This is a genomic window from Pseudoalteromonas sp. SCQQ13, assembly GCF_015864415.1.
In the GTDB taxonomy this organism is placed as follows: Bacteria; Pseudomonadota; Gammaproteobacteria; order Enterobacterales; family Alteromonadaceae; genus Pseudoalteromonas; species Pseudoalteromonas nigrifaciens.
Genome location: NZ_JADYXG010000015.1, coordinates 64,087 through 84,723 on the forward strand (window position 1 = coordinate 64,087; position 20,637 = coordinate 84,723).

Sequence of the window (20,637 nt, forward strand, 5' to 3'; positions counted from 1 at the left end):
CTCCCACCTAATTCACATTAAAAATAGCAATTGCAGTGCAATTTCATTAAATTACTTGCCTGAAAACACAGGCGCACTAAAATGGTGCAACAATGCTTAATAACACACACTTTAGCCCTGAGCTACTCAATGCCATATGGCAAAATCAAACCACCGCCGTGATGCTTTTAAACGAAAGCTTTACGCTTATTTATGCCAATACCAGTACCAGTGAACTACTTGGTTTAGGCACTAAGCGTTTATTAGGGCAGTCTTTTGATGATTTATTTAACTACCATTCAATCGATTTAAAACGCATAGCGCAATACTCTTTAATTGATGGCGTAGATTGCCACCAGCATAGGGCTGACGTGGTATTTGTTGATTCTCGCCATGCTAAATTAGCAGTCAGTTCAAAACAGATAAAATACCAAGGTGCACTTTATATTTTATTAGAATGTCGGCAAACCGATGATGAAATTAAATTCGATCAAGCATCAAATCAAATGCATCAATACCAAGCCGCACGTAATTTAATTCGAGGTTTAGCGCACGAAATTAAAAACCCTTTAGGGGGAATTCGCGGAGCGGCGCAGTTATTGCAATACGAGGTAGACCAGCAAGAAAGAAATGAATGTGCCGAGCTTATTATTGAGCAAGCCGACCGATTGCGTGAATTAGTAGATAGACTGCTTGGGCCTAACCAATTACCGCAAAAGTCTTATGGCAATATACATCAAACCTTAGAGTCGGTGATCAAATTAAGTACCCTAGATAATAGTGACAATATTCGCTTGGTAAAAGATTACGATCCGAGTATTCCCGATGTTTATATTGACCAAAGTAAAGTGCAGCAAGTGGTGCTTAATATTGTGCGTAATGCCCAGCAGGCATTAGTTAATGGTGGGGAAATAAAAATTAAAACCCGAATTAACTATCAGCACCGCCGGCCCGGTAAGGCACCCAAAAAAGCCTTGTTAATTCAAGTGCTCGATAATGGCCCAGGGATTGATATTAGTGTACGCGATACTTTGTTTTATCCTATGATCACTAATAAAGATGGCGGCTCTGGATTGGGGCTTTCTATAGCGCAAACATTAATTGATCAACACAATGGTTATATTGAGTGCGATAGCTGGCCTGGTCACACCGAATTTAATATTTATCTGCCTTTTGCAGATTAACGCCTTGGAGTATGCATGAAAACAGTTTGGCTTGTAGATGACGATGCCTCAATTCGTTTTGTATTAGAAAAAGCGCTTACTCGCGCAGGTTTTACAGTACAAAGCTTTGCTGAAGCACAAAGTGTGCTTAATGCATTAAAATTTAGCCAACCTAGTGTGCTGATCTCCGATGTAAGAATGCCCGGTATGGACGGCATGGCACTGCTAGAGCTAATAGCAGAGCAAGTGCCCGGCTTACCGGTTATTATTATTACCGCGCATTCAGATCTCGATTCCGCCGTAAATGCCTTTCAAAAAGGGGCTTTTGAATATTTAGCCAAACCTTTTGATTTAAACGAGGCGATTGCCCTAGTTGAAAGCGCCTATAGAGCTAATTCTACAAAAAAAGTTAAACGTAAACTCACGCCCCCTAAAAGCGCACATATAATTGGCGAAGCACCTGCCATGCAAGAAGTGTTTAGGGCCATAGGTAAGCTTGCAGCCTCAAGCATGAGTGTACTTATTAATGGTGAGTCAGGAACGGGTAAAGAGCTTGTTGCCAGCGCCCTGCACAACCATAGTCCACGTAAAGAAAACCAATTTATTGCGCTAAATATGGCCGCAATCCCTAAAGAGCTGGTTGAGTCAGAATTATTCGGCCATGAAAAAGGGGCTTTTACTGGTGCAGATAGCGTGCGAAAAGGCCGTTTTGAACAAGCCAATGGCGGCACTCTATTTTTAGATGAAATTGGCGATATGCCTCTCGACGTACAAACTCGACTACTGCGAGTATTATCTGATGGAGAGTTTTACCGTGTTGGCGGGCATAAAAGCATAAAAGTAGATGTGCGTATTATTGCTGCAACCCATCAAAACCTTGAAGAGCTCGTAAAACAAGGCAAGTTTAGGGATGACTTATTTCATCGCTTAAATGTAGTGCGCCTGCGCTTACCAGCCCTTCGAGAACGTACCGAAGACATTGAGCGTCTAGCACTGCACTTTTTACATAAAAGCGCTAAAGATCTACAAGTAGAAAGCAAAATTCTTAGCCTTAAAGCAATTGAGCAGCTACGCTTGTTCAGTTGGCCCGGTAACGTACGTCAATTAGAAAACACCTGCCGTTGGCTTACGGTTATGGCTCCTGGCGAGCTTGTTAGCGAGCAAGACTTGCCACCTGAAATTATTAATGCCTCACTAACTCAAGAAGAAGGCGATTGGTTAGATGCCTTCCAGTTATGGCTTAATCAGGAACTTAAACAAGGTAAGGAAAATATTTGGCCTAATATTCAAGCGCAACTAGAAACCCGCTTAATAAAAACAGCACTCGCCAATTGCGCAGGCCACAAACAAGAAGCCGCTATAAAAATAGGCTGGGGACGCAATACATTGACCCGTAAATTAAAAGAGCGCAACATTAATTAGTTTTGCGCGTAATAAACTCTTAGGTAATTAATGAAGTTAATAGAGAACATTCCGCTATTTAAACAGATGGAAATTATCAATCGTTTAGGATTTTTTAAAGAATTTAGCCTTAACGAGCGCCAAATACTTTTAGAGTCGTTTGGTTTATTATATTTAGTGCGCGAGAATTCATTTTTATTTAAACAGCACGACAACGATAAGCGCTTATTTATAGTACTTAGCGGTGCATTAATAGTGTTTAAGCACAACCATTTATTAGAGCTCGGTACTATACGTCCTGGGGAGTTTATTGGTGAAGGCGCTTTTATTAATAACCGCGCACGCAGCATTAGCGCACGTGCTAAAACGGATGCAATTGTGCTTGCTATTACCTCTGATGCCCTTACTCGCTTACCCAATGTAATACGCGAAAAAATTAAAGATAGAATAATTGAAGGTATGAGCTTACGTATTGCCAAGTTGAGCGAACACATAGAAAACCATGGTTAGATTTGTATACGCACTTTGATGCAAAAATAGTGACTTCACTTTATACTAGCGTTAATGCGTTACCCCACCGAGAGCAAACATGAACGAAGAATATATAGAAATTGAATTAGAAGAAGAGCCGATTGAGCTGTGTAAATTATTAAAAGTACTAAATTTAGTAGAAGGCGGCGGCCAAGCAAAAAACTTAATTGCTGAAGGTTATGTGGGTGTTAACCATGAAATTTGTACAATTAAACGGAAAAAACTATACAGTGGCGACATACTAGAATTTGATGGTGAGCTTTTCCAACTTGCATTAACCGAAGATGCAACACCGGTAGAGCGACCTGCCGAGCAGCCGCAATCTGAGCCAAGCCAAGCAGCACCGCAGCCAGCGAGTCAGCCTGCAAAAAATAAACGTAAGCGTACTAAAAAACCTAAAGTAGATGAAAAAACCGGTCGTCGCCCTATTTCATTCGGTTAAATTATAGTCTTTTTTGATTTTTTATTTATAAAACCAGCCAGCTTGTATAGTTGGCTTTTTTGATCTTTAATTACCTCACTAACTATAAAAAAAGTAAGGTAATTAAATGCTTGCACACCCCCCTCCTAAGTGGTTAAAACCACTCGCATGGGTAGCGCTTATATGGAACTTATGCGGCGTTATTGCCTTTGCACTACAAATGCTGATGACACCTGAAGTAATTAGCAAAATGCCTATAGATCAGCAAGCTGCATATTCTAACATTCCCGTTTGGTCAACCATTGCATTTGCTATTGCAGTCTTTGGCGGCACGCTTGGCAGTGCTTTATTGCTCGCTAAAAAGTCATTTGCACTGCCCGTATTTACCGTGTCGTTAATGGCTATTTTAATCCAACAGTATTACAATTTTATTGTTATTAACAGCGTTGAAATAATGGGATCTAGTGCGGTATTTATGCCACTGTTTGTGGTAGTAATTGCCATATTGCTACTTTGCGTTAGCTTTAAAGGCAAACAGCAAGGCTGGTTGTATGCAAATTAAAAATATCTTTTGGGTAAGTCTAGCTGGCTCCCTTGAATTAAAAACTTTCAGCATCATCTCTATTGTAATGGCTGTTTAAAAATCACGCTTTAAACACTGTTTTTTATCTTGGTATACACTTTGCAATTCACAAACTATAAAAGGTCACTCTACACAACACTTATCTAATAACAAAAGGGGCAAATAATGAATAATAGTTTCAAAACCCAGCAGCAACTTACCGTTAATGGTGAGCAGTTTCATATTCACTCTCTTAAAGGCCTTGGCGACAAAGCCAAACGCTTACCTTTTTCTTTAAAAATACTACTCGAAAACCTACTTCGTAACGAAGACGGCGAAAACATTAAAGAACAAGACATTCAAGCCCTATTAGATTGGGACCCTCAAGCTAAACCCTCTGCTGAAGTAGCGTTTACGCCTGCCCGTGTTGTGATGCAAGACTTTACCGGTGTACCTGCCATTGTCGATTTAGCGGCAATGCGCGATGCAATGGAAAAACTAGGCGGCGATCCTGCAAAAATTAACCCGCTTTCTCCTGCTGAACTTGTTATTGACCACTCTGTGCAAGTAGATGGCTATGGTAACGAGGGTGCGTTTGACTTAAACGCCAAGCTTGAATATGACCGTAATAAAGAGCGTTATGAATTTTTACGTTGGGGCCAAACTGCCTTCGATAACTTAAAAGTTGTCCCTCCAGCAACCGGTATTGTGCACCAAGTAAATTTAGAGTATTTAGCGCGCGTTGTTTTTAATGATGAACGTAATGGCCAAAAGTACGCGTACCCAGACACCTTAGTGGGTACCGATTCGCACACCACTATGATTAACGGCTTAGGCGTACTTGGCTGGGGCGTAGGCGGCATTGAAGCCGAAGCCGCTATGCTTGGCCAACCTATTAGCTTATTAATACCTCAGGTTGTAGGGGTTAAATTAAACGGCCGTTTACCAGAGGGCACCACAGCTACCGACTTAGTACTTACCGTTACCGAAATGCTACGTAACCATGGTGTCGTAGGTAAATTTGTAGAGTTTTATGGTGATGGCCTTGCCGACTTACCACTTGCCGATAGAGCAACAATTGCCAACATGGCGCCAGAATATGGTGCTACATGTGGTATTTTCCCGATTGATGACGAAACCATTAACTATCTGCGTTTAACCAACCGCGATGAGAAACAGCTTAAACTTATTGAAGATTATGCTAAGCATCAAGGCTTATGGCGTAACGATGGCGATGAAGCTAATTACACCGATAAACTTGAACTGATATTAGATGACGTAGTACCAAGCCTTGCTGGCCCTAAACGCCCACAGGATAGAATATCACTTGATAAAGCTGGCGAAGCAATTAGTCAGCATTTAAAAGAGTTTCAAGACGAGCGTTTAGCAAAAATTAGCAGCAGTGATACAGAGCAAGCACGTATCGAAAGCGAAGGCCCTGTAACTAATCCTGACGAATCAAGCAATGAAGCGCCGTTTATAGGCGCAGCAAAAGTAAACTTTAAGGGCCAAGAGTTCGAACTAAAAGATGGTGCCTGTGTTATTGCCGCAATCACTAGTTGTACAAACACCTCTAACCCCAGTGTTATTTTAGCGGCTGGCTTAGTTGCTAAAAAAGCCAAGCAATTAGGGATTAATGTAAAACCTTGGGTTAAAACATCACTTGCTCCTGGCTCTAAGGTCGTTACTGACTACTTAGAAAAAGCAGGGCTAATGGACGATTTAGAAAGCCTAGGCTTTAACTTAGTTGGCTATGGTTGTACCACGTGTATTGGTAACTCAGGCCCGCTGGCTCCTGAAATTTCAGATGCTATTCAAAAGCACAAACTGGTTGTGAGCTCAATTTTATCGGGTAACCGTAACTTTGAAGGGCGTATTCACCAAGATGTTAAAATGAACTTTTTAGCATCTCCTCCGCTTGTTGTAGCTTACGCCATTGCAGGCAGAACCGATATTGACGTATATAACGAACCACTGGCACAAGATGCTAACGGTAACGATATTTACCTTAAAAACATTTGGCCAAGTGTTAAAGAAGTAAGCGATTTAGTTAAGGAAACGGTAACCAGAGAAATGTTCGAAAAAAGTTATGCTAACGTATACGAAGGCGATAGTCGTTGGCAAAAAATTCAAATACCTGATGGTAAACTTTACGATTGGGATGATGCATCAACCTATATTAAAAAAGCACCCTTTTTTGATGGTATGAGTATTGAGCCTCCGGGTATTCCAACCATTACCGGCGCACGTTGTTTAGCAAAACTAGGTGACTCGGTTACTACGGATCATATTTCGCCAGCCGGTGCGATTAAAGCAGACTCACCAGCAGGGTTATATTTACAAGATAACAAAGTAGGGCAAGCGCAGTTTAACTCTTATGGTTCGCGTCGTGGTAACCACGAAGTAATGATGCGCGGTACCTTTGCTAATATTAGGCTTAAAAACCTCCTTGCACCTGGTACTGAGGGCGGTGTTACCCGCACGCAACCTGATGATGAGCTTGCCAGTATTTATGATGCCGCCATGGAATATCAAAAGAACGATACGCCATTGGTTATTTTAGCTGGTAAAGAATATGGTACCGGCTCATCTCGTGACTGGGCAGCGAAAGGCTCGCTACTGTTAGGTGTTAAAGCTGTAATAGCACAAAGCTATGAGCGTATTCATCGCTCTAACCTTATTGGTATGGGAGTTTTACCGCTACAGTTTAAAGATGGCGAAAGTCATGAGTCGCTAGGTTTAACCGGCCAAGAGCAGTTTGATATTGAAGGCTTGTTTGATAAAACCAAGGAAGTTAGCGTTATTGCAACTAATAGTGAAGGTAAAAAAGTAAGCTTTAGTGCCGATGTACGTATTGATACGCCAAAAGAGTGGGATTACTACAAACACGGTGGCATTTTACAGTATGTACTTCGTAATATGCTCGATTAACTAATAGCAACTTAAACTTACGCCTAAAATTTAATCATAGCCTAACAATTTTGTTAGGCTTTTTTATGCGCGTCAGTTGCGATAAATCAAGGTAATGCTTTAAAAACACCCTACACTAGTAAGACTATTAGTGAGGGCGCTATGTCACAAATCATAATTATTAGGCTACTTAAAATATCAATTGTACTTGGGTTATGCCTAATTGTGACTGGTCATGCGTTAATTGTATCAAGCTACTTTACTAGCCAGCATGGTATTAACGGCATAATTATAGCGGCAGCCTGCATTGCTATTGGCGTATTATTATCGTTACCCACTAAAATTTATTTAACTATTTTACTTATGGAAGCAGAAAAGCGTTATTTAAAAGCGCATAGCCATAAACACAAATAATGAATAATTAAAAACCGTTTAAATCATTTAATTGTTTAGTACGTTGCTCTAATTTTTGTTTTGCTTTTTCAGCGTCATCAAACACCTTTTTAATTGATACTGGATCATAAACTGTAGGTGTAGCTGAAGTGTTATTTACTGCTGAGGATTTGGAACTGCCCGATAAAATAGCCGTATCTTGGGCAACCACCACGTTAATATCTTTAGGGTCTAGTTTTACTTCAACACTTTTACCATTAGGGTGAGGCGTATCTGAAAAATGCCATTGGCCTTGCCGATCTTGCCACTTAAATATTTTACTGCGGGTTGTTGAGGGTGTGTTCGACACGCTACTAACGGCTTGCTCAAACGTATTGCTGGTAAACGAAATTATTTTATCTTTAATTTGCTGAGATTCGTTGATCACAACAGATGTACTAAGCCATGTTTCTCCGTTTGGCTTTTTTAAATAAAATAGAGAAATAACAGCAATAATCATTACTGACACTGCTAAATAGGTAAAGTATTTCATAGCCTTCCTGCTTAAAATTAATCCTTTATTCGGCCAAGTTTAATAAAAAGCAATCAATCAGGCAATCCTTTTGTGTAAGTAAAAAACGCAGCCAAGGCTGCGTTTTATTAAATATTGAGCGAGATAATCAATAATATTAAATACCATCACCATCAATGTGCAAACCACACTCTCGGTTTAAACCAAAAAAGCGAGTTTCCTCTTCGGTCATACCGGGCTCTAGCTTACGTGTAGTATGTATGTCTCCCATAGAGACATAGCCTTCCTCCCAAAGGGGATGGTACGGCAAGTTATGCTTAGTTAAATACTGATATACATCGCGGTTTGTCCACTCAATAATTGGGTAAACTTTTACTGTACCACGGCTAATTTCAATTACTTGCTTATCAGCACGGCTTGATGCTTGGTCGCGACGCAGGCCACTAAACCACGTACCAGCATTAATTTCTTTTAAGGCGCGAGTCATCGGCTCAACTTTATTAAGCTGATTGTACTGCTTAATTCCGGCCTCTCCTTGCTCCCATAACTTGCCAAATTTAGCTTCTTGCCAAGCAGGGCTAAGCTCTGATTTGTACACTTTTAAATTGAGTGATAAACGTGCCGTCATTTGCTCAATAAATTGATACGTTTGTGGAAACAAATAACCTGTATCTGTTAATACCACCGGAATATCTGGCTGTTGTAATGTTATTAAGTGCAACATTACAGCCGCTTGAATACCAAAACTCGATGATAAAAAATGTGTCTCAGGTAAGTTTTCAAGTGCCCATTGCACGCGCTGCTCGGCGCTCATGTTTTTCAGTATGCCATTGGCGTCTGCTAGCATGCTAGTTTGGCTTTGTTTATCTAACTGTAAAATGTTTTTAAATTCACTCATGGTAAATTCCAAACCTTAGCCAGTGTGTTGCACTGGCTTATTATTATGCGTGAAAATCGGTAACTGATACTTTAACTTCAGCAACAATGCCTTTGCGGATCACAAAATCACCAAAGCATTCACCGTCATTACGCTCATTAACCCATTGACCAATTAATTCATCAAAAGCAGCTAAATACACGTCTTCACCCACATTTTCTAAATATAATTTAGGAATACGTGTGCCTTCAAGGTTACCGCCTAGATACACATTATATTTACCCGGACCTTTCCCAACCAATCCCGCTTCGGCTAACATGGCACGGCCACAGCCATTGGGGCAACCCACAACGCGCATAATAATACTGTCATTCGGCACACCATGCTTGGCTAACAGTGCTTCTATTTTTTCAACCAAACTAGGTAAATAACGCTCAGCTTCAGCCATAGCTAATGGGCATGTTGGCAGTGCCACACACGCCATAGAATTTTTACGTTGTTCGGTGTCTTTATCGTCAATTAAACCATGGTTACGGGCAATTTCTTCAATCACGGCTTTTTGATTTGCAGCTACACCAGCAATAATTAAGTTTTGGTTTGCCGTCATGCGCATGTCACCTTGGTGAACTTCTGCTATTTTACGACAGCCTGTTTTTAGTGGTTTGTCTGGATAATCTAAAATACGCCCACTTTGAATAAATAATGTTAAGTGATGTTTGCCATCTATACCTTCAACCCAACCTATACGATCGCCTCGGTGAGTAAATTTATAAGGACGACTTGAAGCAAACTCAACACCCGCACGTTTCTCTACTTCCGCTTTAAATACATCAACGCCTACTCGATCTAATGTGTATTTTGTTTTAGCATTTTTGCGATTTGAACGATTACCCCAATCGCGCTGTACCGACACCACATGCTCGGCAATTTTTAACGTATGTTCTAGTGGAATAAAACCAAAGTCGTCTGCTTTACGTGGGTAGGTTGCTGTATCGCCATGTGTCATGGCAAGGCCACCACCGACAAGTACGTTAAAGCCAATTAATTTACCATTTTCGGCAATAGCTACAAAGTTTAAATCATTGGCGTGCACATCCACTTCATTATTCGGCGGAATTGTTACCGTTGTTTTAAACTTACGCGGTAAGTAATTAGAACCTAAAATTGGCTCTTCTGTGGTTTCTGCTTTTTCACCATTAAGCCAAATTTCGGCGTAAGCCTTGGTTTTTGGTAATAGGTGCTCTGAAATTTTTGCAGCCCACTCATACGCTTCTTGATGCAGCTCTGACTCAACCGGATTAGTAGTACACAACACATTTCGATTAACATCGCCTGCGGTAGCAATAGAGTCAATTCCAACGCTATCCAGTAATTGATGCATGCCTTTAATATTAGGCTTTAATACACCATGAAACTGAAACGTTTGACGCGTAGTTAAACGGATACTGCCATAGCTGGTTTTTTCTTCTGCAAATTTATCTATGGCTAACCATTGCTCAGGCTTAATAATACCGCCAGGCATACGCGCACGTAACATTACGTTGTGTAATGGTTCAAGCTTTTGCTTAGCGCGCTCACCACGAATATCTCGGTCATCTTGCTGGTACATACCGTGAAACCGAATTAACTGGAAGTTATCAGCGGTAAAACCACCGGTGATCTCATCTTTTAAATCTGTTGCTATAGTGCCACGTAAAAAATTACTTTCTCGTTTCATGCGCTCGTTATCAGAAAGCTTTACGTTTTTATCTTGTTCGCTCATGTTTAATCCTAAATTAGTGACAGTGACGGCTGCTTTAAATATTTAATTTTAGTAAACGTCTTTCTGATAGCGGTTTGCGCTGCGTAAATCTTTTAAATACTGCTGAGCATCTTCATCGCTCTTGCCGGTATTTTCTTTAATAATTTCGAGTAATGTTTGGTGCACATCTTTTGCCATATTGTTAGCGTCGCCACACACATAAAAATGTGCGCCAGCTTCAAGCCACTCAAAAATAGCTTTGCTGTTACTACGCAACTTGTCTTGCACATACACTTTTTCGGCTTGATCGCGGCTAAATGCAACATCTACTTTGCTTAGTAAACCCGACTTTAAGTAACCTTGAATTTCAACTTGGTATAAAAAGTCTTGAGTAAAATGTGGATTGCCAAAAAACAGCCAGTTTTTACCTGATGCGCCACGCGCATCACGCTCTTGTAAAAAGGCTCGAAACGGTGCTATTCCCGTACCAGGGCCAACCATAATGATTGGTGTTTCATCATTCGTTGGTAAACGAAAATTATCGTTATGCTCACTAAATATCTTAACTTTACAGCCTTCCTCAGCACGGCGCGCTAAATAGCCCGAACAACCGCCTAAATGCTCACGACCAAAGGCATCAAACTCAACTAATGCTACGGTTAAATGTACCTCGTCTTCAACCTCGCTTTGGCTAGAGGCAATTGAATATAAACGTGCTTGTAATTTACGCAGGCAATCGACGAGTGTTTGCGCGTCAAGCTTAGCGGGGTTTTGTGCAACTACATCAAATATTTGGCGCGGCTCAATGTATTGATGCATTGCCGCTTTATCTTCAACCAATTTTAATAGTTGTGGTGTGCCTGTCGCTATTGCATATTTTTCCACAAAGCCAGGGTACGACTGCGTTAATTCAAGTTTTTCAATCAGTGCATCGCGAATACTTAGCTGTTCATCTGCAACTTTTACTAAACTAGCTGCATCAATTTGCGTGTGTGTAAGCAACTCATCAACACGGGCTTCGTCATTTAAAAAATACACACCTAATGAATCACCTGGTATATAACTAATGTCTGAGCCTTCAAGCGAAATTTCTACGTGGCGGACATCTTTAGTTGAATCGCGACCTGTAATTTTTTGCACTAAACCTAGTTCTGCGGCAAACGGGTTTTGCTTAGTATATTGGCTTGCCACGGTAGTTGACCCAGCAAACGGCATTGCGATAACTTGACCACCTGAGCTACCTTGCTGTGCTTTTAAATCCGGTTCAAAGGCATCCAGTGCGCCAGTGATCCAAGTTGTCGCTTCGTCTTCGTAATCTACATCTAAATCGGCGCGTTGATAAATTGTTTCTGCGCCGAGTGTATTTAACCGCTGCTCAAAGTCTTTTGCTGTTTGGCAAAAAAATTCATAGCTCGAATCCCCTAAGCCAATCACGGCTACCTTCACCCCATCTAACTTAGGCGCTTTTTTAGTGGTTAAAAATTCGTGTAAAGCCTCTGCATCTTCTGGTGGTTCACCTTCGCCGTAAGTTGCAACAACCACAGTTATAAACTTTTCTTTTTTTAGTGCAGTTGGTTTGTAATCGGCCATGCTCACTAGCTTTACGGCTAAACCGCGTGACTCTGCTTGTGCTTTTAACTTAGCAGCTACACCCTTTGCATTACCTGTTTGCGAGCCATATAAAATAGTTAATGCAACTGCCTCACCAGCACTTGGAGCTGCGCCCATAGCACCGCCTAAGGCCGCCGTATTAGCATTTGCAGCAAGATAGCCGCTAACCCATGCTTGTTGAATTGGATTAAGCTCAGCCACTAAACCTTGCAGCTTTTGTACTTGCTCTTGCGATAGCGGACTTGCCGCAGCGTTTAGTTGACCTAGCAACATGAATCAATTCCCCGTAACCCTAAAAGTTAAACACAACGTACTGTTATACGTCGTTCAAAATGAGTTTTACCTCACCCAGAGACTATCTGTTGAGGTTTACTGAGCTTGTAGGATAGCGGGCAATGCAGAGTTAAAAAAAGAACAGAATCAACTTTGATATTCTATTTAGTTATTAACTTTAGTAAATATAGTTAAAAACAGATTAAGAAATGGGTTTTCGAAGGATAAAAGGGGCTATTTGTGCCTGAGCTTTATTGAGTAGATAAATATTGTTGTTATGTATAAATACCACAACCATAAAAGAGCGCTAAATTAACTCTGAGTTGCTGATTGCTTGCAGCTCAAACTCGCAGCTTCGTAAAAACAAAAAGCCCCAGCAAATAAATGCCGGGGCTTTTTATAAAACAGACTTAATTAAAAATTAAGCTTGTTTTGGACGTTCAATAACTGCTACGAATGTCCAAGATTTACTCTTAGAAATTGGAGCACATTCACGGATAGTAACTACGTCACCAGCCTGAACTTCATTATTTTCGTCATGTACGTGTAGCTTAGTCGTGCGTCGAATGAATTTCCCATAAATTGGGTGCTTCACATAACGTGCGATAGCAATAGTGAAAGATTTTTCCATCTTGTCGCTAATTACACGGCCTTGAAGAGTACGAATTTTATCGCTCATTATTGACCTGCCTTCTGGTTAATAACTGTTTTTACACGCGCGATATCGCGGCGTACTGTTCTTAGCGTGTGTGTCTGAGCTAACTGACCAGTGCTTGCTTGCATGCGCATATTAAATTGCTCACGAAGAAGTCCTAGAAGTTCAGTATTAAGCTCTTCTACGCTTTTATCTTTTAGTTCGCTAGCTTTCATCACATTACCGTCCGAGTTACGAAAGTTGTTTTGAATGGCAATTTACGAGCAGCAAGGTCAAACGCTTCACGAGCAAGCTCTTCTGAAACACCTTCCATTTCGTAAAGTACTTTACCAGGCTGAATTTCAGCAACCCAATACTCAACAGAACCTTTACCTTTACCCATACGAACTTCAAGCGGTTTGTTCGTGATTGGCTTGTCTGGGAAAACACGGATCCAGATTTTACCTTGACGTTTCACGTGACGCGTCATGGCACGACGAGCTGCTTCGATTTGACGAGCAGTCATGCGGCCACGGCCAGTAGCTTTCAAACCGAAAGTACCGAAGCTTACTTTGTTACCGTTTTGCGCTAGACCACGGTTGCGACCTTTGTGCGTTTTACGGAATTTTGTACGTTTTGGCTGTAACATTACTCGCTACCTCTACTTAGCACTTTTTTTGGCTTTCTTTGGTGCGCGTTTAGCTGGCTTCTCTTGCTCTTGTACTAGTGGTAAACCACCAATAACTTCGCCTTTGAAGATCCAAACTTTAACACCAATGATACCATAAGTGGTTAAGGCCTCAGAAGTTGCGTAGTCGATATCAGCACGAAGAGTATGTAGAGGTACACGACCTTCACGATACCACTCTGTACGTGCGATTTCTGCGCCGCCAAGACGACCGCTAACTTCAACTTTAATCCCTTTAGAACCGATGCGCATTGCATTTTGTACCGAACGCTTCATAGCGCGACGGAACATAACACGACGCTCTAGTTGAGAGGCAATGCCGTCTGCTACTAGTTGTGCATCTAGTTCTGGTTTACGTACTTCAGAAATATTAATCTGAGCAGGTACACCAGCGATTTTAGTTACCGCTTGACGTAATTTTTCTACGTCTTCGCCTTTTTTACCGATAACAACACCCGGACGAGCCGTGTGGATTGTTACGCGGATTGATTTTGCTGGACGCTCAATAACGATTTTAGACACAGAAGCCGTTTTCAATTCCTTTGTAAGGAATGTACGTACTTTGTGATCGCCAAAAAGCTGTGCAGAGAAATCTTTTGAACTCGCGTACCAGGTAGAAACCCAAGGTTTAGATATACCTAGGCGAATACCAGTAGGATGAACTTTTTGTCCCATTACTTATATCTCCTAGCTATCTGAAACCATAACAGTGATATGGCTTGTACGCTTAAGGATGCGGTCTGCGCGTCCTTTAGCACGTGGCATAATACGTTTCATTGTAGGACCATCGTCCACAAAGATCGTTGTTATACGAAGCTCATCAATGTCAGCACCTTCGTTATGCTCTGCGTTAGCAATAGCAGACTCAAGTACTTTCTTTACTAATACAGCCGCTTTTTTCGGGCTGTACGCCAGGATTTCTAGTGCGCGATCAACCGGTAGTCCGCGGATCTGATCTGCAACTAGACGTGCTTTTTGCGCCGAACCAGAGGCGAATTTATGTTTAGCTAATGCTTGCATTTATCTTCCCCTCTTATCGTTTCTTCGCTTTCTTATCCGCAGCATGGCCACGGTAAGTGCGAGTTGGTGCAAATTCACCTAGTTTGTGACCGATCATTTCGTCTGTGATAAACACAGGAACGTGCTGACGACCATTATGGACAGCGATGGTCAATCCGATCATGTTAGGTATGATCATTGAACGACGGCTCCAAGTTTTAATTGGCTTCTTGTCTCCGCTTTCCAACGCTTTCTCTACCTTCTTCAGCAAGTGTAGGTCTATAAAAGGACCCTTCTTGAGAGAACGTGGCATGGCTATTCCTCAACTATTATTTAGTACGACGACGTACGATAAACTTATCAGTACGCTTGTTCTTACGTGTCTTAGCACCTTTAGTCGGCTTACCCCATGGAGACACAGGATGACGACCACCAGATGTACGACCTTCACCACCACCGTGTGGGTGATCTACCGGGTTCATGGCAACACCACGAACTGTCGGACGGATACCACGCCAGCGATTTGCACCTGCTTTACCAAGTGAACGAAGCATATGCTCAGCATTGCCTACTTCACCTAGAGTCGCACGACAATCAGCTTCAACTTTACGTACTTCGCCTGAACGAAGACGTAATGTTACATACTGACCATCACGAGCAAGGATTTGAACGTATGCACCAGCAGAACGTGCGATTTGAGCACCTTTACCTGGTTTTAATTCTACGTTGTGAACAGTCGAACCTACAGGCATATTACGCATTGGTAATGCATTACCAGGTTTGATTGGTGCATCAACACCAGACTGGATTGCATCGCCAGCTTTTAAGCCTTTTGGTGCGATAATGTAACGACGCTCACCGTCTGCATATAATACAAGAGCGATGTTTGCGCTACGATTTGGATCGTATTCTAAACGTTCAACAGTGGCTGGAATGCCATCTTTAGTACGTTTAAAATCGATTAAACGGTAATGTTGCTTATGACCACCACCGATATGACGAACCGTAATACGACCATTGTTATTACGACCACCTGATTTAGAGTTTTTCTCTAATAGTGGTGCGTACGGCTTACCCTTATGTAAATCAGAGTTAACCACTTTAACTAAGTGACGACGGCCCGCAGAAGTAGGCTTACACTTTTGAAGTGCCATAATTCTATCCCCTTATTACTCGGCGCCGCCGACAAAGTCTAGCTCGCTACCTTCTTTAAGAGTAACGTAAGCTTTTTTCCAGTCGTTACGACGACCGAAACGTGCGCCAGTACGTTTTGTTTTACCCTTAACGTTAAGTGTGCGAACACCCGTTACTTCTACTTCAAAAAGCTTCTCAACTGCTGCTTTAACTTCAGCTTTAGTTGAATCTTTTGCTACTTTAAAAACAATAGTATTGTTTTCTTCAGCAGCAATAGTGCTTTTTTCAGAGATATGTGGAGCAACGATCACTTTTAAAAGACGTTCTTCGCGAATCATGCTAGCGCCTCCTCAAGTTGCTTAACAGCAGCGGCTGTAATAAGTACCTTGTCGAAAGCAATTAAGCTTACAGGATCGATACCAGCTACATCACGCGTGTCAACCTTATAAAGGTTACGTGCCGATAAGAAAAGATTTTCATCTACTTCTTCAGTCACGATAAGAACATCTTTAAGCTCAAGTTCTTTAAGCTTAGCAACTAGTTCTTTAGTTTTTGGTGCTGCTAGAGCAAAACTTTCAACAACGATTAAACGCTCTTGACGAACTAATTCAGATAAGATGCTTTTAATCGCACCGCGGTACATTTTACGGTTTACTTTTTGGCTATGATCCTGTGGTTTAGCTGCAAAGCTAACGCCACCTGAACGCCAAATTGGGCTACGAATCGTACCAGCACGTGCTCGGCCAGTACCTTTTTGAGCCCATGGCTTTTTACCACCACCGCTTACTTCAGAACGTGTCTTCTGAGCACGAGTACCTTGACGAGCACCTGCTGCGTATGCAACAACTACTTGATGTACTAATGCTTCGTTAAACTCACGTCCAAAAGTAGCTTCAGAAACTTCAAGACCGCCAGAAGCGTCTTTAATTGCTAATTCCATCACTAAATCTCCAGGACTTATGCTTTAACAGCTGGTTTAACGATAACGTCACCGCCGATAGCGCCAGGTACTGCACCTTTAACTAAAAGCAAATTACGCTCAGCGTCAACGCGAACTAGTTCTAAGTTTTGAGTCGTTACACGCTCAGCACCCATATGACCGGCCATTTTCTTACCTTTAAACACCTTACCAGGTGATTGGTTTTGACCGATTGAACCAGGAGCACGGTGAGATAGAGAGTTACCATGTGTAGCGTCTTGCATGCTGAAATTCCAGCGCTTAACACCACCTTGGAAACCTTTACCTTTAGAAGTACCGGTTACGTCAACCTTGTTGATTTCGTTGAATAATTCAACAGTAAGCTCAGCGCCTACTTCAAAATCGCCTTCACCACCATTTAGGCGGAATTCCCACAGACCGCGACCCGCTTCAACACCAGCTTTAGCGAAATGACCCGCTGAAGCTTTGTTTACACGACTTGCTTTTTTAGTGCCTGCGGTTACTTGAAGCGCGTTATAACCGTCTGTTGCTTCAGATTTAATCTGAGCAATGCGGTTAGGTGTCGCTTCAATAACTGTCACAGGGATAGATACACCATCTTCAGTGAAGATTCGTGTCATACCCACTTTACGACCGACTAGACCTAATGCCATTTTCCTAAAACCTCTCTAATCTTCCGATTAACCCAGGCTGATTTGAACATCTACACCAGCAGCAAGATCTAAACGCATAAGAGCGTCAACAGTCTTGTCAGTTGGTTCAACGATGTCGATCAGACGTTTATGGGTGCGGATCTCGTACTGATCACGCGCGTCTTTATTAACGTGCGGTGATGTTAGTACAGTAAAACGTTCAAAGCGTGTAGGTAGTGGAATTGGTCCACGTACTTGTGCGCCAGTGCGTTTCGCAGTTTCCACGATTTCCGCCGTTGATTGGTCAATCAAACGGTGGTCAAAAGCTTTTAGGCGAATACGAATGCGTTGATTTGACATTCTTAACCTCAATATAAAGAGCATTTAAAAGAGCATAAAAAAACGACCGAAACAATCTTAAATATTAAGATGTCGGTTGTTAGATTATATCTACGTTGAGTTCCAAATCGGAACTCCTGTTTATTAGCTAGAAATCCTAGCTTAATTTATCCTTCCAAGTTCCCTTGGGAATTTTGAAAGCCTGCGTATTATAATTACATTGGTGATAAATGCAACAGCTAATTAGTAAATAATTACAGCCTGCTGGTTGCTCAAATATACTGCAACCTATTATAGAGCAGCTACAATCAAGTGTAATGCATATATATTAAGCCATAACGTACTGACTAATCGGCAACGCAAATTAAAGGCTTTTTTAGATCTTATGTTATCATATGCGCCAATTTTGCTTTTATATACCCAAATTATATGGGTAATTACTCTCTATATGGTGAGTCGATGCGTATTGTAAATTATTGCTTAAATGTTTTATCAGCTGGAGTAAGCCGCTTACTTGTAAGAAGTAAGGTACTGCCAGAAAAGCCGACTGAACAATATGAATTAAACTCTAAAAACCCTACCTTTTATATTGTGCGCCTAAACTCTCGCTTTGACTTAGCGGCGCTTGCTCGGGTATGTAAACGCCATGGATTACCCGATCCTAGAGAACAACAAGTATTAGGCACACAACGCTTAGACCGCTTTATAGGGATTGAAAACCCACCTCCATTAATTGGTGACATAGCAAAGCCAACTAATGCACTAGCGCAAGGCAAACAAATTATTGATCACTTATTAAGTAGTGGTCAAAAAGATGTACAGGTTATTCCTGTTACTATTTTATGGGGCCGAGCGCCCGGCAAAGAAAAGCCCGGACTTAGCACGCTCATAACACACTCATTAACACCAAGTTGGTTTAGAAAGTTATTTGTGGTGTTGTTTTCTGGCCGAGATAACTTTATCCGCTTTAGCCAACCACTCGACTTATCACTTTTAGTAGACGAAAAAGCGGACGTTAACGAGCTTCCACAAAAACTATTAAGAGTAGCCCGCGTGCACTTTCGCCGCCAAAAACTTGCCGCAACAGGCCCTAAAATGCCATCGCGCGAGCAGCTATTTAACTCATTATTAGCCTCTCCAACAATAAAAAAAGCCATACAAGACGAAGCAAAAGCTAAAAATATTAGCCAAGCGCAAGCACGTCAAAATGCGGTTAAGTTACTTAATGAAATAGCGGCTAACTATTCAGAGGCAATGATACGCGTAGCTGAGCGCTTTTTAACTTGGCTGTGGAATAAGCTATATAACGGTATAGATATAAAATACACAGAGCAAATTCATGAGCTGACTAATAAAGGCCACGAAATTATTTATATGCCGTGCCATCGCAGCCATATGGATTACTTACTACTTACTTATGCTATTTATCATCAAGGTTTAGTACCACCACATATAGCCGCGGGTATTAACCTTAACTTTTTTCCGGCAGGCGGGATCTTTCGCCGCTCGGGTGCGTTTTTTATTCGCCGTTCATTTGCCGGTAATAAGCTCTACTCTGCAGTATTTAAAGAATATTTAAGCCAGTTATTTATTAAAGGTTACTCTGTTAAATTTTATACCGAGGGCGGGCGTAGCCGCACCGGGCGTTTGTTACCACCTAAAACGGGTATGTTAGCAATGACCATGCAAGCTATGCTGCGTGGTATTGACCGCCCTATTTCTATTGTGCCGGTATATATTGGTTACGAGCACGTTATGGAAATTAACACGTACCTTAAAGAACTCGCTGGAAATGATAAAAAAGGTGAGTCTATCTTTGGAATTTTTAAAGCGATTAAAAATCTTAAAAACTATGGTCGAGGTTATTTAAACTTTGGTGACCCTATTTCTATAAACCAATACTTAAACGACAACCAACCCAATTGGCGTGACGACATACACCCTACCGATGTACAAAAACCACAATGGTTAGGCCCACAAGTAGCAAACCTAGCCGACCAAGTTATGGTTAAAATTAACAATGCAGCGGCACTTAATGCAGTTAATTTATTAGCGATGATTTTACTGGTAAACGACAAGCATGCACTGAGTAAGCCAAAACTTTTAGCGCAACTTGATTTTTACTTACGCTTACAACGCGACGCCAGCTACAGTAATAAAGTAACAGCTCCAGAGGAAACGCCAGAGCAACTGTTAACGCATGCATTAAAGCTTAATAAGTTTGATGTGATAAGTGATGAATTTGGCGAAATTATCGCGATTAACGATAAAGAAAAAACACTCTTTAATTATTATCGTAATAATATTTTACATCTTTTTGCCGTACCAAGTTTAATTGCACTGCATTTGTTTAGAGAAAAAACCACAACAGTTTCAAAGTGTCAGCAGCTAGTTGCTGCGTTTTATCCGCTATTTGCTAAAGAATGGTATTTACGAGAGCTAGATGAGGACTACATTACGCGTATTTTAGCTAATTTTGTAGATCAAAACTTAATAGAACTTGATGGCGATAACATTCATATAACCAATACCAACGACTGTTTGGCTAAATTGGATATGTTAGGTAAAGCACTAAACTTTACGTTGCAGCGTTATGCCATTGTGATTGGCTTTATACAAACTAGCAACGGCATTGAAAAAGCAGAGTTAGAGCGAGAAAGCCAAGTGCTAGCACAACGCTTAGGTACTTTGCATGGGATTAAAACCCCAGAGTTTTTTGATAAAAAGGTGCTGGTCAGCTTTATTGATAATTTACGCGCACAGTCTTTAATTACCGATGGTGATGCGGGCTTAATAGGCAGCGTGCAATTATGTGAAACTTATATGCATCTTAAAGCATTATTGCCAGCACGTGTTTGGCAGTCAATTAGCGATATAGTACAAGGTCAGTGTAAATAA

General features: G+C 41.4%; 23 protein-coding genes. 8 read left to right on the plus strand and 15 right to left on the minus strand.

What is annotated here, in order from left to right; all coding sequences use genetic code 11:
- The first annotated feature begins 92 nt into the window (after nucleotides 1–92).
- The 7 genes from glnL (at nucleotide 93) to I6F41_RS12895 (ending at nucleotide 7,381) form a co-directional block, all read left to right on the plus strand.
- Nucleotides 93–1,163 carry a nitrogen regulation protein NR(II) gene (gene glnL / locus I6F41_RS12865; RefSeq protein WP_011326883.1) on the plus strand — a complete coding sequence of 357 codons (1,071 nt, stop codon included), beginning with the start codon at nucleotides 93–95 and terminating at the stop codon, nucleotides 1,161–1,163.
- A gap of 15 nt (nucleotides 1,164–1,178) precedes the next feature.
- Complete coding sequence (ntrC, locus tag I6F41_RS12870) at nucleotides 1,179–2,564, plus strand: nitrogen regulation protein NR(I) (RefSeq protein ID WP_011326882.1); 1,386 nt, start codon at nucleotides 1,179–1,181, stop codon at nucleotides 2,562–2,564.
- Between the two features lie 30 nt (nucleotides 2,565–2,594).
- Nucleotides 2,595–3,053, plus strand: a complete 459-nt coding sequence (locus tag I6F41_RS12875) for a Crp/Fnr family transcriptional regulator (protein WP_011326881.1) — start codon at nucleotides 2,595–2,597, stop codon at nucleotides 3,051–3,053.
- A 79-nt stretch (nucleotides 3,054–3,132) separates the two neighbouring features.
- Nucleotides 3,133–3,516, plus strand: a complete 384-nt coding sequence (locus tag I6F41_RS12880) for an RNA-binding S4 domain-containing protein (RefSeq protein WP_011326880.1) — start codon at nucleotides 3,133–3,135, stop codon at nucleotides 3,514–3,516.
- Nucleotides 3,517–3,622: 106 nt separating this feature from the next.
- The gene (locus I6F41_RS12885) at nucleotides 3,623–4,057 is read left to right on the plus strand and encodes a hypothetical protein (protein WP_011326879.1); all 435 of its coding nucleotides are present in this window, start codon (nucleotides 3,623–3,625) and stop codon (nucleotides 4,055–4,057) included.
- A gap of 186 nt (nucleotides 4,058–4,243) precedes the next feature.
- Nucleotides 4,244–6,988 carry an aconitate hydratase AcnA gene (gene acnA, locus I6F41_RS12890; protein WP_011326878.1) on the plus strand — a complete coding sequence of 915 codons (2,745 nt, stop codon included), beginning with the start codon at nucleotides 4,244–4,246 and terminating at the stop codon, nucleotides 6,986–6,988.
- Nucleotides 6,989–7,129: 141 nt separating this feature from the next.
- A complete protein-coding gene (locus I6F41_RS12895; protein ID WP_182684120.1) occupies nucleotides 7,130–7,381 on the plus strand; it encodes a hypothetical protein in 252 nt (83 codons plus the stop codon).
- A gap of 7 nt (nucleotides 7,382–7,388) precedes the next feature.
- On the opposite strand, the gene I6F41_RS12900 is transcribed toward I6F41_RS12895, so the two are convergent.
- The 15 genes from I6F41_RS12900 to rpsJ all read right to left on the minus strand — a co-directional run bounded on the left by I6F41_RS12900 (nucleotide 7,389) and on the right by rpsJ (nucleotide 17,760).
- Nucleotides 7,389–7,892: a DUF4124 domain-containing protein gene (locus tag I6F41_RS12900; protein ID WP_089367569.1), complete on the minus strand. Its 504-nt coding sequence runs from the start codon at nucleotides 7,890–7,892 to the stop codon at nucleotides 7,389–7,391.
- 136 nt (nucleotides 7,893–8,028) lie between these two features.
- On the minus strand, nucleotides 8,029–8,769 hold the full coding sequence (locus I6F41_RS12905) for a phosphoadenylyl-sulfate reductase (protein ID WP_011326875.1): 741 nt from the start codon (nucleotides 8,767–8,769) through the stop codon (nucleotides 8,029–8,031).
- A gap of 43 nt (nucleotides 8,770–8,812) precedes the next feature.
- Complete coding sequence (gene cysI / locus I6F41_RS12910) at nucleotides 8,813–10,510, minus strand: assimilatory sulfite reductase (NADPH) hemoprotein subunit (RefSeq protein ID WP_011326874.1); 1,698 nt, start codon at nucleotides 10,508–10,510, stop codon at nucleotides 8,813–8,815.
- A 48-nt stretch (nucleotides 10,511–10,558) separates the two neighbouring features.
- Entirely contained in the window at nucleotides 10,559–12,373 is a 1,815-nt protein-coding gene (locus tag I6F41_RS12915) for an assimilatory sulfite reductase (NADPH) flavoprotein subunit (protein ID WP_182684121.1), read from the minus strand.
- Between the two features lie 421 nt (nucleotides 12,374–12,794).
- Nucleotides 12,795–13,052, minus strand: coding sequence for a 30S ribosomal protein S17 (gene rpsQ, locus I6F41_RS12920; RefSeq protein ID WP_011326872.1), 258 nt, complete (start codon nucleotides 13,050–13,052; stop codon nucleotides 12,795–12,797).
- Nucleotides 13,052–13,243 (minus strand): 50S ribosomal protein L29, encoded by a 192-nt coding sequence (rpmC, locus tag I6F41_RS12925; protein ID WP_011326871.1) that lies wholly within the window; start codon nucleotides 13,241–13,243, stop codon nucleotides 13,052–13,054. The genes rpsQ and rpmC overlap by 1 nt, the downstream gene beginning before the upstream one ends.
- Nucleotides 13,243–13,656 (minus strand): 50S ribosomal protein L16, encoded by a 414-nt coding sequence (gene rplP, locus I6F41_RS12930; protein ID WP_011326870.1) that lies wholly within the window; start codon nucleotides 13,654–13,656, stop codon nucleotides 13,243–13,245. Before rplP ends, rpmC begins: the two co-directional genes overlap by 1 nt.
- A 12-nt stretch (nucleotides 13,657–13,668) precedes the next feature.
- Nucleotides 13,669–14,370, minus strand: coding sequence for a 30S ribosomal protein S3 (gene rpsC, locus I6F41_RS12935; RefSeq protein WP_011326869.1), 702 nt, complete (start codon nucleotides 14,368–14,370; stop codon nucleotides 13,669–13,671).
- A 12-nt stretch (nucleotides 14,371–14,382) separates the two neighbouring features.
- Entirely contained in the window at nucleotides 14,383–14,715 is a 333-nt protein-coding gene (gene rplV, locus I6F41_RS12940) for a 50S ribosomal protein L22 (protein WP_002957892.1), read from the minus strand.
- 13 nt (nucleotides 14,716–14,728) lie between these two features.
- Nucleotides 14,729–15,007, minus strand: a complete 279-nt coding sequence (gene rpsS, locus I6F41_RS12945; protein ID WP_010376377.1) for a 30S ribosomal protein S19 — start codon at nucleotides 15,005–15,007, stop codon at nucleotides 14,729–14,731.
- A 16-nt stretch (nucleotides 15,008–15,023) separates the two neighbouring features.
- Complete coding sequence (gene rplB / locus I6F41_RS12950) at nucleotides 15,024–15,848, minus strand: 50S ribosomal protein L2 (RefSeq protein ID WP_011326867.1); 825 nt, start codon at nucleotides 15,846–15,848, stop codon at nucleotides 15,024–15,026.
- 15 nt (nucleotides 15,849–15,863) lie between these two features.
- The gene (gene rplW, locus I6F41_RS12955) at nucleotides 15,864–16,166 is read right to left on the minus strand and encodes a 50S ribosomal protein L23 (RefSeq protein WP_011326866.1); all 303 of its coding nucleotides are present in this window, start codon (nucleotides 16,164–16,166) and stop codon (nucleotides 15,864–15,866) included.
- Complete coding sequence (gene rplD / locus I6F41_RS12960) at nucleotides 16,163–16,768, minus strand: 50S ribosomal protein L4 (RefSeq protein WP_002957897.1); 606 nt, start codon at nucleotides 16,766–16,768, stop codon at nucleotides 16,163–16,165. Before rplD ends, rplW begins: the two co-directional genes overlap by 4 nt.
- A gap of 17 nt (nucleotides 16,769–16,785) precedes the next feature.
- On the minus strand, nucleotides 16,786–17,421 hold the full coding sequence (gene rplC / locus I6F41_RS12965; RefSeq protein ID WP_011326865.1) for a 50S ribosomal protein L3: 636 nt from the start codon (nucleotides 17,419–17,421) through the stop codon (nucleotides 16,786–16,788).
- A gap of 27 nt (nucleotides 17,422–17,448) precedes the next feature.
- The gene (rpsJ, locus tag I6F41_RS12970) at nucleotides 17,449–17,760 is read right to left on the minus strand and encodes a 30S ribosomal protein S10 (protein ID WP_002957900.1); all 312 of its coding nucleotides are present in this window, start codon (nucleotides 17,758–17,760) and stop codon (nucleotides 17,449–17,451) included.
- 438 nt (nucleotides 17,761–18,198) lie between these two features.
- Between rpsJ and plsB the strand changes: the two genes are divergently transcribed.
- The gene (plsB, locus tag I6F41_RS12975) at nucleotides 18,199–20,637 is read left to right on the plus strand and encodes a glycerol-3-phosphate 1-O-acyltransferase PlsB (protein ID WP_011326864.1); all 2,439 of its coding nucleotides are present in this window, start codon (nucleotides 18,199–18,201) and stop codon (nucleotides 20,635–20,637) included.

Excerpts from the sequence above, each read along its gene's own strand:
- glnL (WP_011326883.1), top strand. The coding sequence starts at position 93 with ATGCTTAATAACACACACTTTAGCCCTGAGCTACTCAATGCCATATGG.
- ntrC (WP_011326882.1), top strand. The coding sequence starts at position 1,179 with ATGAAAACAGTTTGGCTTGTAGATGACGATGCCTCAATTCGTTTTGTA.
- I6F41_RS12875 (WP_011326881.1), top strand. The coding sequence starts at position 2,595 with ATGAAGTTAATAGAGAACATTCCGCTATTTAAACAGATGGAAATTATC.
- I6F41_RS12880 (WP_011326880.1), top strand. The coding sequence starts at position 3,133 with ATGAACGAAGAATATATAGAAATTGAATTAGAAGAAGAGCCGATTGAG.
- I6F41_RS12885 (WP_011326879.1), top strand. The coding sequence starts at position 3,623 with ATGCTTGCACACCCCCCTCCTAAGTGGTTAAAACCACTCGCATGGGTA.
- acnA (WP_011326878.1), top strand. The coding sequence starts at position 4,244 with ATGAATAATAGTTTCAAAACCCAGCAGCAACTTACCGTTAATGGTGAG.
- I6F41_RS12895 (WP_182684120.1), top strand. The coding sequence starts at position 7,130 with ATGTCACAAATCATAATTATTAGGCTACTTAAAATATCAATTGTACTT.
- I6F41_RS12900 (WP_089367569.1), bottom strand. The coding sequence starts at position 7,892 with ATGAAATACTTTACCTATTTAGCAGTGTCAGTAATGATTATTGCTGTT.
- I6F41_RS12905 (WP_011326875.1), bottom strand. The coding sequence starts at position 8,769 with ATGAGTGAATTTAAAAACATTTTACAGTTAGATAAACAAAGCCAAACT.
- cysI (WP_011326874.1), bottom strand. The coding sequence starts at position 10,510 with ATGAGCGAACAAGATAAAAACGTAAAGCTTTCTGATAACGAGCGCATG.
- I6F41_RS12915 (WP_182684121.1), bottom strand. The coding sequence starts at position 12,373 with ATGTTGCTAGGTCAACTAAACGCTGCGGCAAGTCCGCTATCGCAAGAG.
- rpsQ (WP_011326872.1), bottom strand. The coding sequence starts at position 13,052 with ATGAGCGATAAAATTCGTACTCTTCAAGGCCGTGTAATTAGCGACAAG.
- rpmC (WP_011326871.1), bottom strand. The coding sequence starts at position 13,243 with ATGAAAGCTAGCGAACTAAAAGATAAAAGCGTAGAAGAGCTTAATACT.
- rplP (WP_011326870.1), bottom strand. The coding sequence starts at position 13,656 with ATGTTACAGCCAAAACGTACAAAATTCCGTAAAACGCACAAAGGTCGC.
- rpsC (WP_011326869.1), bottom strand. The coding sequence starts at position 14,370 with ATGGGACAAAAAGTTCATCCTACTGGTATTCGCCTAGGTATATCTAAA.
- rplV (WP_002957892.1), bottom strand. The coding sequence starts at position 14,715 with ATGCAAGCATTAGCTAAACATAAATTCGCCTCTGGTTCGGCGCAAAAA.
- rpsS (WP_010376377.1), bottom strand. The coding sequence starts at position 15,007 with ATGCCACGTTCTCTCAAGAAGGGTCCTTTTATAGACCTACACTTGCTG.
- rplB (WP_011326867.1), bottom strand. The coding sequence starts at position 15,848 with ATGGCACTTCAAAAGTGTAAGCCTACTTCTGCGGGCCGTCGTCACTTA.
- rplW (WP_011326866.1), bottom strand. The coding sequence starts at position 16,166 with ATGATTCGCGAAGAACGTCTTTTAAAAGTGATCGTTGCTCCACATATC.
- rplD (WP_002957897.1), bottom strand. The coding sequence starts at position 16,768 with ATGGAATTAGCAATTAAAGACGCTTCTGGCGGTCTTGAAGTTTCTGAA.
- rplC (WP_011326865.1), bottom strand. The coding sequence starts at position 17,421 with ATGGCATTAGGTCTAGTCGGTCGTAAAGTGGGTATGACACGAATCTTC.
- rpsJ (WP_002957900.1), bottom strand. The coding sequence starts at position 17,760 with ATGTCAAATCAACGCATTCGTATTCGCCTAAAAGCTTTTGACCACCGT.
- plsB (WP_011326864.1), top strand. The coding sequence starts at position 18,199 with ATGCGTATTGTAAATTATTGCTTAAATGTTTTATCAGCTGGAGTAAGC.